Raw genomic sequence first — 13077 nt, forward strand, 5'->3', positions numbered from 1 at the left:
CCGGTTTGACCGCGGCGACACCACCAAACGGCATTACGCGGTAGGAACCGCACGGCCCCCGTATCCGCTGAGGAACGGGGGCCTTCGCTTTGTCGGTGCATCCGCCGCGACGTTTGGAACGCCGCCCGACCGTGGAATAGTATCAATCGATATAGTATCGAATGAAACAGAAGATGAGACGGACATTTAGGTGGCGATCATGGACGTATACGAGGCAGTCGCAAGCCGACGGGCAGTGCGCGGATTCACCGGTCAGCCGGTGCCCAGAGAAGCGTTGGAACGTGTCCTGTCCGCCGCGGCGCGGTCGCCGTCAGGTTCGAATATCCAGCCGTGGAACACCTATGTGGTGACCGGCGGGCTGCTGGACGAGCTCAAGACGCGCGCCGTCGAGCGCGTGGCCCACGGTGACCCCTGGGACGAGCGGGAGTACCAGATGTACCCTCCCGCACTGAAGTCGCCGTACGACGAGCGCCGTTCCGCTTTCGGGAAGGAGCGCTACAGCGCGCTGGGAATTGCGCGTGAGGACTGGGAGGCGCGCCAGCGGGCGGCCATAGCGAATTGGAACTGCTTCGGTGCACCTGCCGCGCTGTTCTGCTACATCGACCACGACCTGGGCGTGGCGCAGTGGGCCGACGTCGGGATGTATTTGCAGACCATCATGCTGCTACTCCGCGCCGAAGGGCTGCACAGCTGCCCCCAAATGGCGTGGTCGCAGGTTCGCGAAACGGTTGCGGAGGTCCTGTCACCACCGGACGGATTGATCCTCTTCTGCGGCATGTCAATTGGGTACGAAGACCCCGCGGTGAAGTACGTCCGTACAGGACGGGCACCGCTCGACGAGACGGTCACGTTCGTCGACGACGAGTCGTCGGGCCTTCGGAAGGTAGAGCATTCCGCCCGGGCCGAGTCCGGTCGATTCAGATGAAGGATGCGACGGTCATGACCCGCGACGCTTCCGAGCCCGCCCCCGTCGGGCGTGCGACCGACCGGCCCGGAGATCCCTCGCCCTTCGCTCTCGGTTTGTTGCTGCGCCGGGCGCACTGGCGCGCGGCCGCGGTGATGTCGGAGGCGCTTCGGCCGTTGGGCATCGAGTTGCGGCATTTCGCCGTGCTGCTCGTCCTCGTCAACCACGGGCCCACGCAGCAGCGGGCCCTGGTTGAGGCGACGGGTTCGGACAAGGCGGGAATGATGCGGGTCGTGGACGACCTGGAGCGTAAGGGGCTGGCCGTCCGCAAATCCGTTCCGGGGGACCGGCGGGTGCGGGCGGTGGAGATCACCCCAAAGGGGATTGAGGTTTTCGACGCCGCTCATAAGGCCGCGGAGCCACTGGCTGAGCGCCTGGTATCGGTGCTGGGCCCGGCGGAGGCAGAACAATTGAAGGATCTGCTCACGCGCTTCACCGCTTCTGGCGAACAGTAAAGCCGCCGGGGAGTGCGGGAACCCTGTGACTACAACTTGGAGCTCAATCCCGCGACCAGGTTGATGGTGACCGCCAGGACGACCGCGCCGAGCAGGTAGGACAGCAACGCGTGGCGCAACACCGTAGCCCTGATGGACGTCAAGCCGATCTCGGTGTCTGACACCTGATAGGTCATGCCGACGGTGAAGGCCACATACGCGAAATCCCGAAAGCGGGGTCGCTCCGGGTCGTGGAAGTTGATTCCGCCCGGTTCGTCCGAGTAATAGAGCCGCGCGTAGTGCACGGTGAACAACGTGTGCACGGCAAACCAGGATGCGGCGACGGTCAGGATGCCCAGGACGGCGGCTTCTACGGCTCCGGGCCCGGTGCGCGACGAGGCGGCCACCACGTAGCCGACCCCGCCCAGGCTCGCCACGCTTGCCGACACGATGACCGCGTCGGCCACCCACCGGGTGGGGTCCTCCTTCGTCACATATCTGCAGGTTTGCTCGGCATCCATTCCGCTCAGCAGGATCCGCGTCCACACCACGTAGACGCCGGCGGTGACGACCCAACCGGCAAGCGCGAATCGCCAACCGACCGTGTTGCCCACCGCGAGGGCGACGGCGACGCCGAGTGCGACCGCAACCGCTATCCGAGCCGCGACCGTATCGCGAAACAACGTAACGAGGGATTTCACAACCCGACCTAAGCACGAGCACAGATGTCGACGCGTGCGACCGCCTACCACAGCCCGACGATGACGATGCCCACGCCGACCACGACCGCCGGCGCCAGTGACACCAACAGGAAGCTGACGAGCCGTTCCTTGGCGACTGGAGCTTCGTGCGCGGCCGCCGCGATCGGCGCGAGTGTGCGGCCGGCGCCCCATGCCGCCGCGAGCAGCGTCGCCAACCAGTTCGTGTAGGCGGAGTACACGATCAGTGCGACTGCGGTAACGCCCCACACTTTGGGCAGGTGCAGGTGGGGCCAGAGCAGGCCGAGAAGCACGAGGAACATGCCATTGAGGACGGCCTCGAGGTGGCTCGAGAGCGCCATGCGGGGGTTCTTCAGCGCCGGGATGCCGAACCCGGTGAGCAGGCCCAACAGGAACAGGACCAACCCGAGCGTGAACAGCGCCGTCTGCATGTCAGAACAGTAAGGGCCGTCAGGCCGCGCGAGCTTGCGGTTATGGCGATCGCCGTCAGCGGCCGGGCGGAAGGCTGGGCGGGGTCGTCACCGTGGTGGTCGGCGCGGACGTGTACGTCGGGCCGCTGGTGACCGTGACGGTGCTCGTGCTGGTGCTCGTGGACGGCGGTGGCACGGCGGTCGTAGAGGTGATCGTCGTGACGCTGGTCGTCGTCGAGGTGGACGAGGTCGTCGTCGCGGAGGCCGCGGCGAGCACGCCACAGGCCACCCGCTTGCCCGACTCACCGGTGGAACCGTTGCTCAGGTTGTCCGCGGTCTGGTGGACGATCAGCGCGGTGCCCGAACTGTTCCGCAGGTCCGCCGCGGTTAACAGGTTGGTGGTGGTGACGAGCTTCGCCGAGCCGTCGGTGCGTACCTGCAATGCGGTCAGGTCACCGCTGGCCGGAAAGCCCGTATGGTCGGGCGCCTGGTAGACGCTTCCGGCGGAGTCGAAGTCGCCGGTCGCACCTCCCGCGGGCGCGGCCGAGTTGGCCTCGCACTTACCCACCGAGTGGATTTGCAGCCCGTGGAAACCGGGGCTCAGCACCTGGTTGGGGCCGGTGTCCACGGACACCGTCGCGTAGCCGTTCGCGAAATCGATGGTGGCGGTGCCGACCTGACTTCCGTCGGCGCTCTTCAACTGTGTGGTCATCCGCTCCGTGCCCGGCGGAGCGCTGGAGGATGAACTGGTGGCCTGGCCGCCCTGCTGGTTCGCGCATGCGGCCAACGGTGCAATGCTCGCGGCAAGCACCGCCGTCGCGAGGGATACGCCCTTGTTCATGGGGCGGGCCTACCCGAATTGGCCGCTGTCGAAACGGGTGGGCACGCGGTGCCGACCATGCCGGCCGCCTTCAAACTTCGGTCGCCATCTTCACAGTCTGCTCAGGCGACCGCCGACCGTTCAATCGATGGGGCGGGCGTGAAAGTGGCGCGGGAGATCAGGCCGAACGGCGGATGCCGCGGGCGCGGCCGATGTCGCCCTTCAGCAGCAGGTCGCGTTCCGATTCGGACAAACCACCCCAAACCCCGTAGGGCTCACCGACTTCGAGGGCGTGGGAACGGCATTCCTGAATGACCGGGCACTGCCGGCACATCTCCTTGGCGCGCAGCTCGCGCTGCATGCGGGCACGACCGCGCTCACCGTCGGGGTGGAAGAACATCGACGAGTCAACGCCACGGCACAAGCCCTGCAGTTGCCAGTTCCAGATGTCGGCGTTGGGCCCGGGTAGCTGCTCCGGCTGTGGCATTGGTGTCTCCCTCTCTGCACGGCACGCCCAGTAAGGTCAGGTTCGCGAAGCGATAGTGCAACTGAATTGAAGCGGCGTCACCGATGACTACCCGTCATGCGTACGTTAGGGCGGACGGTGAATTTGCGTCAATAGCCACTTAGCCCGACAAAGTATGTAATGGTTATAAAAGAATTAACGTCGCGTTCATCTGCCGCGCAATGGTGAAACACGCACCGTGCTACCAGCGACTTGACCGCAGCGAGATTTCCCAGCTCACAGCCCGAGGGAAGGTCGACCGCGATTAGTACAGGAACTATTGTGATTAACAGTTCGGTAACGAGAACAGCACAAACTGTTTACTACCATCGTGGTGATTGAAACTCGTCACACTTCTGTGATTGGCGGAAAGGTGGCCGCCGCCGCCTTTGGTGACCAGCCCGGTACCTGGCCGTTGCCGACGGCGTTCACGCCGGAGGACTTGTGGCTGCGCGCCGTCGCCGCGGGCGGGCAGGGCCGCTACGGCAGCGCCTCTCGCGACCTGGCGGCGCTGCGGCGCGGTGCCCCCGCCGGCCGGCTGGCCTCCCTGGCGCACAGCACGCAGGGGTCGTTTCTGCGCCAACTCGGTTGGCACACGTTGGCGCGCGGCTGGGACGGGCGTGCCCTGGCGCTGGCCGGCAGGGACGACGATGCCGCCGAGGCGCGGACCGACGCCCTGATCGGTTTGGCGGCCGACGCTTTGGGCGTCGGCCGGTTCGCGGCCGCAGCGACGCTGCTGGCCCGGGCCGACGCCGAGGTGGACGCCGGGCCGCTGCCCGACCGGCAGCCCGTGCGACGAGCGTGGGTGGCCGCCGAATTGGCGATGGCCCGCGGCGACGGTGAAGCCGCCGTCCGGCATGCACGAGACGCGGTGCGGCTCGCGGGCGCCATGGCCACCCCGTCGGCGCGGCACGCGGTGAAGAGCGAAGTCGTGCTGGCGGCCGCCCTGTGCAGCGCCGGCGCCGCCGAGCGTGCCCGCGCGAACGCGGAGGCGGCCCTTAAGGCGGCGGGCACGCTGGGCCTGGTCCCGCTGCGGTGGGCGGTGGCGTGCTTGCTGATTGATCTCGGCAGCGTCACGTATTCGACACAACAGCTGCGCGAAATTCGCGATGTCTGCGCAGGCCAAGTGCGGCGCGCCGGTGCGACGTGGCGTTCCGCTTGAAATGGCCTCCGGCCCGTTATTGTCAGTTCGTTAGTTAGCCCGGTTAGCCCGCGATGTGTCCGGTTCGTAACGTTGGAGATACCGCCGTCGATGACAATTCAAGGGGATCGTCTCGACGTCGTGGTGGCCAAGGCCGTGGCGGGGGACAGGAACGCACTACGGGAGGTGCTGGAGACCATCCGTCCGATTGTCGTGCGTTATTGCCGCGCGCGGGTCGGGACAGTCGAGCGGGGTGGCCTGTCAGCGGATGACGTGGCACAGGAGGTGTGCTTGGCGACTATCACGGCGCTGCCGCGCTACCGGGACCGCGGACGTCCCTTCCTGGCGTTCCTGTACGGCATCGCGGCGCACAAGGTCGCTGACGCCCATCGCGCCGCCGGCCGTGACCTGTCCTACCCGACCGAGGTGATCCCCGAGCGTTGGTCCTCCGACGCCGGCCCGGAACAGCGCGCCATCGAGGCCGATTCGGTCAGCCGGATGAGCGAACTGCTCGAAATCCTGCCCGCCAAGCAGCGGGAAATCCTGATCCTGCGTGTCGTCGTCGGCCTGTCGGCCGAGGAGACCGCGTCCGCCGTCGGCAGCACCACCGGGGCGGTCCGGGTGGCCCAGCACCGTGCGCTGTCCCGGCTGAAGTCCGAGATGATCGCGGCGGGTGACTGTGCCTGAATCCCTGGACGAATTCGCCCGCACCGATCTGCTCCTCGACGCGCTCGCCGAGCGCCGGCCGGTGCACGTCGGCGACCCCGACATGGACGCGATGGCCACCCTCCTGGAGGACTGGCGCGACAACCTGCGGTGGCCACCGGCCAGCGCGCTGGTGTCGGCCGAGGAGGCGGTCGACGCCCTGCGCACCGGCCTGGCCGACCGACGCCGCGGCCGCCGCGGCCTGGCGACCATCGGATCAGTGGCCGCGGCGCTGCTGGTGATGAGCGGCTTCGGCGCCATGGTGGTCGAGGCCCGTCCCGGCACCACGCTGTACGGCCTGCACGCGATGTTCTTCGACCAGCCCCGGGTCAACGAGAAGCATCAGGCCTTGCTGTCCGCCAAGGCCGACCTGGCCAAGGTGCAGGAATCGATCGACCGGGGTGAGTGGGACCAGGCCCGGAATCAGCTGACCGAGGTGAGCAGCTTGGTCCAGTCGATCGACGACCCGGCCAGCAAACAGGAGCTGACCAACCAGCTGAAACTGCTGGATGCCAGGGTCCGGTCGCGCAACCCGAACGCGACGTTGCCGCCCCCGGCGAACACGCCGCCGGGGTGGTCGACTCCGACCACCCCGGTCCCGACCGCGGCCGCTACGCCTTCCGGGGCTTCCGCGGGCCCGTCAGTGACGCCGTCGCCGAGTCAGTCATGGAGCAAGCACCGGCATCACGGCGAGAGTTGGACCCCGTCGGCGGTGACGCCGAACAATCCCTAGCGAGGGAGCCGACCGCTCAGCGGCGGTATCCGTCGGCGTCCGAGGTGGCCTCGTTGAGCGAGGCGTCGGCGTACCCCCGGCAGTAGTCCCACGTGACGTAGGCGTCCGGTTCGGGGTCGTAGGCCGGCTCGTGCGGGCGGACGGTGCCGTCGATCAACAGCTGCAACAGGTTCGCCCGGAGCATGTCCCAGTCGTGATAGTGATCCTGCTGGCATTCGTCACAGCACACGACGAGTCCGCGAATGCCCTTGTGCGCCAACAGGGCCTCGTAGACCGCCAGGTCGGCGAGGTCGGCCTCGACCGCCATCCGCTCCTGGGCGTCCAGGGGTTGCCCGGGCTCTACGGCTTCGAGCGCAGCCGACGGATCGCAGGGGTCGTCGGCGAAGGGGTCGGGCGGCAAACCCGGCGGGAGGTGATCGCGCACGCACACTAGCCTACGCAGCCCGGCCGGGATAACGCCAGCACGCAAGCCGCCCGTCGTCTCCGCGCCGTTTCGCGTCCGCGGCGCGCCCCGGCAAGCGGTTGGAGGGGCAGCCGAGCCGATAGGATGGGGTTCTCGCGCCGCATCGTATGGAGGGCCCCACCGATGACCCGTGGCATGTCCCACCTGGAAGACAGCTCCGACCTCGTCGGCAGTCCCTACGTGCACGACCCGCGGATCGGGGGGCTGCTCGACGACCCGGTGCCCACCGGCGGCGACAACCCGAACAAGGTCGCGATGCTGGGCCTCACCTTCGACGACGTCTTGCTGCTGCCCGCCGCGTCCGACGTGGTCCCCGCCACCGCGGACACGTCCAGCCAGCTCACCAAGAAGATCAGGCTCAAGGTGCCGCTGGTCAGCTCGGCGATGGACACGGTCACCGAGTCGCGGATGGCCATCGCCATGGCCCGGGCGGGCGGGATGGGCGTGCTGCACCGCAACCTGCCCGTCGCCGAGCAGGCCGGCCAGGTCGAGATGGTGAAGCGCTCCGAGGCCGGCATGGTCACCGACCCGGTCACCTGTCGGCCCGACAACACGCTGGCGCAGGTCGACGCGCTGTGCGCCCGGTTCCGGATCTCGGGTCTGCCGGTGGTCGACGACACCGGCGCGCTGGTCGGCATCATCACCAACCGCGACATGCGGTTCGAGGTCGACCAGACGCGCAAGGTCGCCGAGGTGATGACCAAATCCCCGCTGATCACCGCCCAGGAAGGCGTGAGCGCGGACGCGGCGCTGGGGCTGTTGCGCCGCAACAAGATCGAGAAGCTGCCCGTCGTCGACGGTCACGGCCGGCTCACCGGGCTGATCACCGTCAAGGACTTCGTCAAGACCGAACAGCACCCGCTGGCCACCAAGGACAGCGACGGCCGGCTGCTGGTGGGCGCGGCCGTCGGCGTCGGCGGCGACGCCTGGGTCCGGGCGATGATGCTGGTCGACGCCGGGGCTGATGTGCTGATCGTCGACACCGCGCACGCGCACAACCGCCTGGTGCTCGACATGGTCGGCAAGCTCAAGGCGGAGGTGGGCGAGAAGGTCGAGGTGATCGGCGGGAACGTCGCCACCCGGTCGGCGGCCCTGGCGCTGGTCCAGGCGGGCGCCGACGCGGTCAAGGTCGGCGTGGGACCGGGCTCGATCTGCACCACCCGGGTGGTGGCCGGAGTCGGCGCGCCACAAATCACGGCGATCCTGGAGGCCGTCGCGGCCTGCGGGCCCGCGGGCGTGCCGGTGATCGCCGACGGCGGACTGCAGTATTCCGGCGACATCGCCAAGGCGCTGGCCGCCGGCGCCTCGACGGCCATGCTGGGCTCGCTGCTGGCCGGCACCGCCGAGGCCCCCGGCGAGCTGATCTTCGTCAACGGCAAGCAGTTCAAGAGCTACCGCGGCATGGGGTCGCTGGGCGCGATGCAAGGTAGAGGCGGGGCTTCAGCGGGGAAGTCGTACTCCAAGGACCGCTACTTTCAAGACGACGCGCTCTCGGAGGACAAGCTGGTCCCCGAGGGGATCGAGGGCCGGGTGCCGTTCCGCGGCCCGCTGTCCTCGGTGATCCACCAGCTCACCGGCGGGCTGCGCGCCGCGATGGGCTACACCGGCTCGCCGACCATCGAGGCGTTGCAACAGGCGCAGTTCGTCCGGATCACCTCGGCCGGGCTGCGTGAAAGCCATCCGCACGACGTCGCCATGACCGTCGAAGCGCCGAACTACTTTGCGCGCTGAGGCCGGGATGGTCGAAATCGGGATGGGCCGCAACGCCCGTCGTACCTATGAGCTGAGCGAAGTCAGCATCGTGCCGTCGAGGCGCACCCGGTCCTCGCAGGACGTGTCCACCACCTGGCAGCTGGACGCCTACCGGTTCGAGATCCCGGTGGTGGCCCACCCGACCGACGCCCTGGTGTCGCCCGAGTTCGCCATCGAGCTCGGCCGCCTCGGCGGGCTGGGCGTGCTCAACGGCGAGGGGCTGATCGGCCGGCACGCCGACGTCGAGGCCAAGATCGCCCAGCTCGTCGAGGCCGCCACCAAGGAGCCCGAACCGTCGGCGTCGATCCGGCTGCTGCAGGAATTGCACGCCGCGCCGCTGAACCCCGACCTGCTGGGATCCGCGGTCGCGCGCATCCGGGAGGCCGGGGTGACCACGGCGGTGCGGGTCAGCCCGCAGAACGCCCAGGCGCTCACCCCCGTGTTGCTGCAGGCCGGCATCGACCTGCTGGTCATCCAGGGCACCATCGTGTCCGCGGAGCGGGTGGCCAGCGACGGTGAGCCGCTCAACCTGAAGACCTTCATCGCCGAGCTCGACATCCCGGTGGTGGCCGGCGGGGTGCTCGACCACCGCACCGCGCTGCACCTGATGCGCACCGGCGCGGCCGGCGTCATCGTCGGCTACGGCTCGACCCGCGGCGTGACCACCAGCGACGAGGTGCTGGGCATCAGCGTGCCGATGGCCACCGCCATCGCCGACGCCGCCGCCGCGCGGCGCGAATACCTCGACGAGACCGGCGGCCGTTATGTGCACGTGCTGGCCGACGGCGACATCCACACCTCCGGCGAGCTGGCCAAGGCGATCGCCTGCGGCGCCGACGCGGTGGTGCTCGGCACGCCGCTCGCCGAATCCGCCGAAGCCCTCGGCGAGGGCTGGTTCTGGCCGGCCGCGGCGGCGCACCCGTCGTTGCCGCGCGGGGCGTTGCTGCAGATCGCCCTCGGCGAACGGCCGCCGCTTCAGCGGGTGCTGGGCGGGCCCTCCGACGACCCGTTCGGTTCCCTCAACCTGGTTGGCGGCCTGCGCCGGTCGATGGCCAAGGCCGGGTATTGCGACCTCAAGGAGTTCCAGAAGGTCGGCCTGACGGTCGGCAGCTGAAGGCCCGGGGCCCCTGGCTTGTTACCCGTGGGTAAGGCCATACTGGTGCGATGAGGCCGGATTACGACGTTCTGATCATCGGTTCGGGTTTCGGGGGCAGCGTCAGCGCGCTGCGGCTCACCGAAAAGGGCTACCGCGTAGGCGTATTGGAGGCCGGGCGGCGCTTCGCCGACGAGGACTTCGCCGAGACCTCCTGGGACCTGCGCAAGTTCCTGTGGGCGCCGCGGTTGGGTTGCTATGGCATCCAGCGGATCCACCCGCTGCGCAACGTGATGATCCTGGCCGGCGCCGGCGTGGGCGGCGGCTCGCTGAACTACGCCAACACGCTCTACGTGCCGCCGGAGCCATTCTTCAAAGACCGGCAGTGGTCGCACATCACCGACTGGCGCGACGAGTTGATGCCGCACTACGAGCAGGCGAAACGGATGCTCGGCGTGGTCACCAACCCGACGTTCACCGACGCCGACCGCATCCTGAAGGAGGTCGCCGACGAGATGGGCTGCGGCGACACCTTCGTGTCCACCCCGGTGGGCGTGTTCTTCGGCCCCGACGGCACCAAGACCCCGGGCAAGACCGTGCCGGACCCCTATTTCGGTGGCGCGGGACCGGAGCGCACCGGTTGCCTGGAGTGCGGTTGCTGCATGACCGGTTGTCGCTACGGCGCCAAGAACACGCTGCTGAAGAATTACCTCGGCCTCGCCGAATCGGCTGGGGCGCAAGTCATCCCGATGACAACGGTCAAGGGCTTCCAGCAGCGGCCCGACGGGGTGTGGGAGGTCCGCACGGTGCGCACCGGAAGCTGGCTGCGCAGGGACCGGCGCACCTACACCGCGACACACCTGATCCTGGCGGCGGGCACGTGGGGGACACAACATCTGCTGTTCAAGATGCGCGACAGGGGCACGTTGCCGCGGCTGTCCGAGCGCCTCGGCGTGCTGACCCGCACCAACTCCGAGTCCATCGTCGGCGCCGGGAAGCTCGAGGTCGACCCCAACCTGGACCTGACGCACGGGGTGGCGATCACCTCGTCGATCCACCCCACTGCCGACACGCACGTCGAGCCCTGCCGTTACGGGAAGGGCTCCAACGCGATGGGGTTGCTGCAGACCCTGATGACCGACGGCACCGGCCCCGAGGGCACCGACGTGCCGCGCTGGAAGCAGCTGTTGGACCAGGCCCGCGAGGACCCGCGCCGCATGATGCGGATGCTCAACGTCCATCAGTGGAGCGAGCGCACCCTGATCGCCCTGGTGATGCAGCACCTGGACAACTCGATCACCACCTACACCAAGCGCGGGAAGCTGGGCATCCGGTGGTACACGAGCAAGCAGGGCCACGGGGACCCCAACCCGGCCTGGATTCCCGTCGGGAACCGGGTCACCCGGCGTATCGCCGAAAAGATCGACGGTGTGGCCGGGGGCACCTGGGGCGAGCTGTTCAACATCCCGCTGACCGCGCACTTCCTCGGCGGCGCGGCCATCGGCGACAGCCCCGAGCACGGGGTCATCGACCCCTACCACCGGGTTTACGGCTACCCCACGATGTTCGTCGTGGACGGCGCCGCGATCTCGGCGAACCTGGGCGTCAACCCGTCGCTGTCGATCACCGCGCAGGCCGAACGGGCCGCCGCGCTGTGGCCGAACAAGGGTGAGAACGATCAACGCCCACCGCAGGACCAGCCCTACCGCCGGCTGGACCCGATCGCGCCGGAGCACCCGGTGGTGCCCGTCGACGCACCGGGTGCTCTGCGCTGGTTGCCGATCACGCCGGTGAGCTCGACCGGCTAGCTCGCGATCGCCTCGAGCGGCGCGCCGCTGACCACCCGGCTGCGCTGCCCGTGCACGCCGACCGGCACGTCGCCCATCAGGGTGACGCGGTGCATCAGCCGAGGCTGGTCGTCGTAGTCGTCGATGGCGCGGTGTTGGGTGGCCCGGTTGTCCCAGATGGCGACGTCGCCCGGCGCCCAGTTCCATCGAATGGTGTTCTCCGGCAGCGTGATTCGCCGTTGCAACAGTTCCAGCAGCACGCTTGATTCGTGGCTGTCCAGGCCGACGAAGCCCCGCACGAAGTCGCCGGCCAGCAGGGTGCGCTCGCCGGTCTCGGGGTGGACCCGCACCACCGGGTGATCGGTCCGGAAGTCCGGCTTCTCGAAGACCTGGCGGAACGCGCGCTGCGCGTCGCTCATGGCCCGCGCCGAGTCGCTGGTCACGTAGTCGTAGCGGTTGGTGTGCAGCGCCCAGAGGTTGTCGACCAGGCCCTTGAGCGCCTCGGGCAGCGCCTCGTAGGCGGCGGCGGTGTTGGTCCACAGCGTCGACCCGCCATATCGCGGCAGCGTGACCGCCCGCAGGATCGAGGCCGCCGGGTAGTTCGCGACGAACGTGACGTCGGTGTGCCAGCGGTTGGCCTTACCGTACTCGGAGTTGATCGGGGTGATGACCGGCGCGTTCTTGGCGGCGAGCACCTCGGCGGCCGGGTGGCCGACGGGCGTGCCCAGCAGGCCGGCGAACGCCAGCTGTGCCTGGTCGTCGAGGTGGTGCTGGTGGCGGAAGAAGATCACCTTGTGGGTCAACAGCGCCCGGTGGATCCTCTCGATCGCCTCCTGGCCGAGGTCGCCTCCGAGGCGCACGCCGTCGACCCGGGCGCCGATGCGGCTGCCCAGCTTGGTGACCGTGATCTGACCTGTCATTTTCTTCGATCCTCGTGTGAAAGGTGTGTAGTCAATTGACTACATGGAGTACTGTAGTCGCATGACTACGGGTTCCGCAAGTGGCCGCGCCAACATGCCCACCGGACGGGCCGAGGTGGCCGCGGCCATCCTGGAGGGCGCCACCGAGCTGTTCGCCGAGCGCGGCCCGGCCGCGACCTCGATCCGAGACATCGCCGCCCGGTCCAACGTCAACCACGGGCTGGTGTTTCGGCACTTCGGCAGCAAGGAGAATCTGGTCGGCGCCGTGCTCGATCACCTGGGTGCCAACCTCACGGCGCTGCTGCGCGACGGGGCCCCCGCCGAGGAACTGGACCGGGCCCTCGACCGGCAGATGCGTGTGATGGCCCGCACCGTGCTCGACGGATATCCGGCGGGGCAGCTGCAGAAGCGCTTTCCCAACATCGCGACGCTACTCGACTGGGTGCTGCCGCTCTATGAGAACGAGACCGAAGGCCGCCTCGCGGTCGCCAACGCCCTTGCGCTGCAATTCGGTTGGCGCCTGTTCGCGCCGATCCTGCGGTCGGCGACTGGGATCGACGAGCTGACCGACGACGAAATACGGCAGGCGGCCCGCGCCGAGGTGGGCCGGATCCTCACTCCCGACTGATGC

Annotated in this window: 15 protein-coding genes; 9 read left to right on the forward strand and 6 right to left on the reverse strand. The window is 68.6% G+C overall.

From position 1 onward, the window contains the following. The first annotated feature begins 199 nt into the window (after positions 1-199). Positions 200-925 carry a nitroreductase gene (locus tag G6N51_RS23870; RefSeq protein ID WP_083175414.1) on the forward strand — a complete coding sequence of 242 codons (726 nt, stop codon included), beginning with the start codon at positions 200-202 and terminating at the stop codon, positions 923-925. A gap of 14 nt (positions 926-939) precedes the next feature. Beyond that, entirely contained in the window at positions 940-1419 is a 480-nt protein-coding gene (locus tag G6N51_RS23875) for a MarR family winged helix-turn-helix transcriptional regulator (RefSeq protein ID WP_083175411.1), read from the forward strand. Between the two features lie 29 nt (positions 1420-1448). On the opposite strand, the gene G6N51_RS23880 is transcribed toward G6N51_RS23875, so the two are convergent. From G6N51_RS23880 to G6N51_RS23895, 4 genes are all read right to left on the reverse strand, one after another. Next, the gene (locus tag G6N51_RS23880; RefSeq protein WP_083175346.1) at positions 1449-2099 is read right to left on the reverse strand and encodes a DUF1345 domain-containing protein; all 651 of its coding nucleotides are present in this window, start codon (positions 2097-2099) and stop codon (positions 1449-1451) included. Positions 2100-2143: 44 nt separating this feature from the next. Continuing rightward, the gene (locus tag G6N51_RS23885) at positions 2144-2548 is read right to left on the reverse strand and encodes a hydrogenase (RefSeq protein WP_083175343.1); all 405 of its coding nucleotides are present in this window, start codon (positions 2546-2548) and stop codon (positions 2144-2146) included. Between the two features lie 55 nt (positions 2549-2603). Further along, the gene (locus G6N51_RS23890; protein ID WP_083175341.1) at positions 2604-3368 is read right to left on the reverse strand and encodes a superoxide dismutase family protein; all 765 of its coding nucleotides are present in this window, start codon (positions 3366-3368) and stop codon (positions 2604-2606) included. A 157-nt stretch (positions 3369-3525) separates the two neighbouring features. Then, positions 3526-3834, reverse strand: a complete 309-nt coding sequence (locus G6N51_RS23895; RefSeq protein ID WP_083175338.1) for a WhiB family transcriptional regulator — start codon at positions 3832-3834, stop codon at positions 3526-3528. Positions 3835-4186: 352 nt separating this feature from the next. Between G6N51_RS23895 and G6N51_RS23900 the strand changes: the two genes are divergently transcribed. The 3 genes from G6N51_RS23900 (at position 4187) to G6N51_RS23910 (ending at position 6431) form a co-directional block, all read left to right on the forward strand. Beyond that, positions 4187-5014 carry a hypothetical protein gene (locus tag G6N51_RS23900; RefSeq protein WP_232078585.1) on the forward strand — a complete coding sequence of 276 codons (828 nt, stop codon included), beginning with the start codon at positions 4187-4189 and terminating at the stop codon, positions 5012-5014. 90 nt (positions 5015-5104) lie between these two features. Further along, positions 5105-5680: a sigma-70 family RNA polymerase sigma factor gene (locus G6N51_RS23905; protein ID WP_083175332.1), complete on the forward strand. Its 576-nt coding sequence runs from the start codon at positions 5105-5107 to the stop codon at positions 5678-5680. Then, positions 5667-6431, forward strand: a complete 765-nt coding sequence (locus tag G6N51_RS23910; protein ID WP_232078466.1) for an anti-sigma-D factor RsdA — start codon at positions 5667-5669, stop codon at positions 6429-6431. Before G6N51_RS23905 ends, G6N51_RS23910 begins: the two co-directional genes overlap by 14 nt. A gap of 16 nt (positions 6432-6447) precedes the next feature. Here the strand turns inward: G6N51_RS23910 and G6N51_RS23915 are convergent, their stop codons facing one another. Next, a complete protein-coding gene (locus G6N51_RS23915) occupies positions 6448-6855 on the reverse strand; it encodes a DUF5319 domain-containing protein (protein WP_046186907.1) in 408 nt (135 codons plus the stop codon). 162 nt (positions 6856-7017) lie between these two features. Here G6N51_RS23915 and guaB point away from each other — a divergent pair, with 162 nt between their 5' ends. From guaB to G6N51_RS23930, 3 genes are read left to right on the forward strand one after another with little or no spacing between them, the layout of a single operon-like run. Continuing rightward, positions 7018-8625, forward strand: a complete 1608-nt coding sequence (gene guaB, locus G6N51_RS23920) for an IMP dehydrogenase (RefSeq protein WP_163750808.1) — start codon at positions 7018-7020, stop codon at positions 8623-8625. Positions 8626-8632: 7 nt separating this feature from the next. Continuing rightward, positions 8633-9760: a GuaB3 family IMP dehydrogenase-related protein gene (locus tag G6N51_RS23925; RefSeq protein ID WP_083176260.1), complete on the forward strand. Its 1128-nt coding sequence runs from the start codon at positions 8633-8635 to the stop codon at positions 9758-9760. Between the two features lie 50 nt (positions 9761-9810). Further along, the gene (locus G6N51_RS23930) at positions 9811-11547 is read left to right on the forward strand and encodes a GMC oxidoreductase (protein ID WP_083176258.1); all 1737 of its coding nucleotides are present in this window, start codon (positions 9811-9813) and stop codon (positions 11545-11547) included. Here G6N51_RS23930 and G6N51_RS23935 read toward each other — a convergent pair. After that, complete coding sequence (locus G6N51_RS23935) at positions 11544-12446, reverse strand: TauD/TfdA dioxygenase family protein (RefSeq protein WP_083176256.1); 903 nt, start codon at positions 12444-12446, stop codon at positions 11544-11546. The two genes, G6N51_RS23930 and G6N51_RS23935, sit on opposite strands and share 4 nt — an antisense overlap. A 61-nt stretch (positions 12447-12507) precedes the next feature. Between G6N51_RS23935 and G6N51_RS23940 the strand changes: the two genes are divergently transcribed. Beyond that, the gene (locus tag G6N51_RS23940) at positions 12508-13074 is read left to right on the forward strand and encodes a TetR/AcrR family transcriptional regulator (RefSeq protein ID WP_083176254.1); all 567 of its coding nucleotides are present in this window, start codon (positions 12508-12510) and stop codon (positions 13072-13074) included. Positions 13075-13077: the final 3 nt, after the last annotated feature.

The organism is Mycobacterium paraseoulense (assembly GCF_010731655.1).
GTDB lineage: Bacteria > Actinomycetota > Actinomycetes > Mycobacteriales > Mycobacteriaceae > Mycobacterium > Mycobacterium paraseoulense.